The 3,730-nt window shown below is 66.2% G+C and carries 4 protein-coding genes; all 4 read right to left on the reverse strand.

Going from position 1 to position 3,730, the window contains the following annotated elements; all coding sequences use genetic code 11:
* Window positions 1-180 precede the first annotated feature (180 nt).
* The gene (locus VN047_RS14410; protein WP_325543806.1) at window positions 181-1,257 is read right to left on the reverse strand and encodes a tetratricopeptide repeat protein; all 1,077 of its coding nucleotides are present in this window, start codon (window positions 1,255-1,257) and stop codon (window positions 181-183) included.
* A 114-nt stretch (window positions 1,258-1,371) separates the two neighbouring features.
* Window positions 1,372-2,304, reverse strand: coding sequence for a thiamine-phosphate kinase (gene thiL / locus VN047_RS14415; RefSeq protein ID WP_325543808.1), 933 nt, complete (start codon window positions 2,302-2,304; stop codon window positions 1,372-1,374).
* 83 nt (window positions 2,305-2,387) lie between these two features.
* Entirely contained in the window at window positions 2,388-2,837 is a 450-nt protein-coding gene (nusB, locus tag VN047_RS14420) for a transcription antitermination factor NusB (protein WP_325543810.1), read from the reverse strand.
* Window positions 2,838-2,846: 9 nt separating this feature from the next.
* On the reverse strand, window positions 2,847-3,730 hold an 884-nt coding region (gene hisD, locus VN047_RS14425; protein ID WP_325543812.1), incomplete at its 5' end, for a histidinol dehydrogenase.

Genomic DNA, 3,730 nt, shown 5'->3' on the forward strand with positions numbered 1-3,730 from the left:
CGCTATCGCGATCAAAACCGGATTCATGCGTGTTGCTTCCTTCCCATGAGAAGGGCGACGCAGAAGATAGCAGTCGAGCACGTCCGACTTATTGATGCCGGTTCGCTCTCTCCCCTGATGCGACCGCCCCAAATTTGGACGTCGAGTTATGGGAAGAAAGAAAGCGGCACGCAACCCCGGTTATTCGGCGGTTTCCCGTGCATTGGACGGCGCGTCCGGCAACGCGCCTTCTGCACCGGCACTGCGTGCCGCCTCGAGCGCCGTTCGCGCGTCGGCGGCGGATTCGGTGTTTGGATCGAGCTCCAGCGTCCGCTCGAGCAGTTCGATCGCGCGCGCGTTGTTGCGTTCGATGCCCTTGCCGGTCTGATAGGCGCGCCCGAGCGAAAAGCAGCTTTCGGCCTCACCCAGCCCGCACGCCCGGTCGAACAATTCGAGCGCGCGCTGGCGGTCGCGGCGAACGCCCCGCCCGTCGTCGACCAGCATCGCCAGATTGCCGCAGGCCGACGCCTCGTCGGCCCGGCAGCTTTGCTCGAACAGCGCTTGGGCCCGCTTGTAGTCACGCGGCATGCCGAGGCCGTCGCGGTGGAGAACGCCGAGATTATAGCAGGCATGCTGATCTTCGGCCTTGCAGGCACGTTCGAAAAGACGGGCGGCCCGACGCTGATTCCGGACGACGCCCTTCCCGAGCGAATAGGATGCGCCCAGGTTGGAGCAGCCCGATGTGTCCCCCATATCGCAGGCCTGCCTGAACAGCTTTACGGCGCCCTTCGGATCCACGGGAACACCGTCCCCGGCGATGTACGAAAGGCCGAGGTTCGAGCAGGCGGTTGCCTCACCGCCATGGCACGCGAAGGCATTATAGGCGGCTGCCCGCTCGTACGATCGGTCCACCCCCGCCCCCGCGCCGTACGCATAGCCGGCCATCGCACAGCCGGTCATATCGCCCAGATGACAAGCGCGAGCGAAAAGCGCCGTCGCGCGCACATCGTCCTTGGGGACATCGTCGCCTTCGTGATGGCGATAGGCGAGATCGGTGCAGGCCTCGCCATTGTCCGCCGCACAGTCGGTCGCGAGCGCCGCGATGTGATCCGCAGGGCCATCGGCCTGCGATGGTTCGGGATCGGTCGCGAACGTCTGTACCGTTATGACATCAACCGGATCCGGCGAACCGGCTGCCTGCGCCGGATGGCAGAAACTTATGAAACAGATCGCCAGCATCGCCCGGACAAGGCCGCGACGTCGATATTTTCGGTCCATACCGGCCCTTCTGATTTACCCTGTCTGCCGAATGGACGGCTTCCATCACGCCGCCCTGCTCTGCCATCAAACGGATTTCAAAGCAAAATATCCCGTTCCCGGAAACGGGACAGGCTAGTGCATGAAACCGAGACGAGCCGGCAGCGCGATGCGCTGCGCCCGATGGGTGAGCATGAGTCCCTCCCCGACCCCCACGTGGCCGAGCGGTGTCGCCGCCACGTTCAGTCGGGCTGCCATCTCGCGAATTGTCGCGGCCGCCGAAGGATCCGCGGTGAACAGCAACTGATAGTCGTCGCCCGCGCTCGCCGCCGCGAGCCGCGTGTCGATCACGTCGGGCCGCACCGCGAGCAGCGCAGCCGAGAGCGGCACCGATTCGAGCATGATGCCAAGCTGGCATCCGCTCGCTTCGGCCATCCGCTGCGCATCGATCAGCAGGCCGTCGGACACGTCCATCATCGCATGGGCGTGGCGCGCCACCGCCTGCCCGAAAATCAGCTGCGGCTCCGGGCGGCAATAGGCGGCAAGGCAGGTTTCGTTCGGATCGACCTGCCCCAGCCGCATCGCGAGCCCAAGCCCCGCATTGCCGATCGTCCCGGTGACCCAGATCTGGTCGCCCGGCTTTGCGCCGCTCCGCGCCGGAGCGCCGGTCGCAGGCGCTTTGCCAATTGCCGTTAGTCCGAATGTGCGCGGCGCGCCTTCGGGAATGCCCACCGTATCGCCCCCGAGCAGCGGCACTTCGTACCGGCGCAGCACCTCGCCAAGCCCCCGGACGAAGGCCGCGTCCCAGATTTCGTCGCCGGTGAGGCTATAGCCGACCAGCACGCCGAGCGGCGCCGCGCCCTTTGCCGCCAGATCGGACAGATTGACCGCAACGAGCTTCCACGCGACATCCTGCGGCCGTTCGTCGGGCAGGAAATGGATGCCCTCGACGATCATGTCGTGGGTGAGGACGAGATCGCCCAGCACCGCCGCATCGTCGGCGAGTCCGCGCGCGGCGGGATCGGTCGCGATGGCGCGCAGGCGGGCGATGAAATCGGCTTCGCTCATATGGCGAAGCCTAGAGGATACCGGTGCGGTATAAAAGATACCCGTCGATCCTCCCTGCCGCACAGCGACGGAGAGGATTTCAATTATTTCGCCCGCGCATTCTTGCCGATCGCATCGAGCAGGCCGTTCGCGAATCCTGCCTCGCGCGCGTCGAAGAACGCCTTCGCGACATCGACATATTCGCTGACCACAGCACCGATCGGTACGTCGCCACGCGCGATCAGTTCATAGGTCCCCGCCCGCAGGATCGCCTTCATCGTGCGGTCGAGCCGCTCCATCGACCAGCCGCTTGCAAGCCGCGCGACGATCGCGGCGTCGATCTCTTCGCTCCGCGCGAGCGTACCCTTTACGATATCGTCGAAAAAGGCGGTGTCGGCGTCGGCATATTCGGCGTCCTCGATCGTCGCGCCGATGCGGTGCTGGTGGAATTCGTGGATCAGCTTGGCGACCGGCGTCGCCTCCATCTCGTGCTGATAGAGCGCCTGGACGGCGGCGAGACGGGCGGCGGAGCGGGATTGGGCGCGTTTGTTCATCGTTCTTTTCTAGCTGAGACGCTGGCTGACCGAAAGCGCATGGGCAGGAAGCCCCTCGGCGCCCGCAAGCGCGACCGCGGCCGGGCCGATCGCGGCGAGGCTCGCTTCGTCGAGCGCGAGGAAGCTGGTGCGCTTCATGAAGTCGGTGACCGACAGCCCGCTCGAAAAACGCGCGCGGCGGCCGGTCGGCAGCACATGGTTGGGGCCGGCGACATAATCGCCGATGGCTTCGGGGGTCTGGCGGCCGAGGAAGACCGAGCCGGCGTGGCGCACTCTGCCAAAGAGCGCGTCAGCCTCGGCGGCATCGACCGCGAGTTCGAGATGTTCGGGCGCCAGCCGGTCGCAGAGCGGGATCGCGTCGGCAAGGCGCGGCACGACGATCACGGCGCCATTGTCGGCCCAGCTCGCCTGCATCGTCTGCGCGGTCGACAGCGTCGGAATGACATGCGCAACCGCAGCGGCCACCGCATCGGCGAAATCGCTATCGTCGGTGAACAGGATCGACTGGCTGGTCGGGTCATGCTCGGCCTGACTGAGCAGGTCGGCCGCAATGATGTGCGGTTCGTTCTTCGCGTCGGCGACGACGACGATCTCGCTCGGCCCCGCGACCATGTCGATACCGACGACACCGTAGAGCTGGCGCTTCGCCTCGGCGACCCACGCATTGCCCGGCCCCGTTACGACATCCACCGGCGCGATGCGGTTGGTGCCATAGGCGAGCGCCGCGACCGCCTGCGCGCCGCCGACGCGCCATATCTCGTCGACCCCGCCGATATGCGCCGCGGCCATCACGACCGGATTGGTCTCGCCGCCCGGCGTCGGGGTCATCATCACGATGCGCTCTACCCCCGCGACCTTGGCGGGAAGGATGTTCATCAGCACCGACGAGGGAT

Origin of the sequence: Sphingopyxis sp., from assembly GCF_035565275.1 — a bacterium.
Taxonomy (GTDB): domain Bacteria; phylum Pseudomonadota; class Alphaproteobacteria; order Sphingomonadales; family Sphingomonadaceae; genus Sphingopyxis.

Excerpts from the sequence above, each read along its gene's own strand:
- VN047_RS14410 (WP_325543806.1), bottom strand. The coding sequence starts at position 1,257 with ATGGACCGAAAATATCGACGTCGCGGCCTTGTCCGGGCGATGCTGGCG.
- thiL (WP_325543808.1), bottom strand. The coding sequence starts at position 2,304 with ATGAGCGAAGCCGATTTCATCGCCCGCCTGCGCGCCATCGCGACCGAT.
- nusB (WP_325543810.1), bottom strand. The coding sequence starts at position 2,837 with ATGAACAAACGCGCCCAATCCCGCTCCGCCGCCCGTCTCGCCGCCGTC.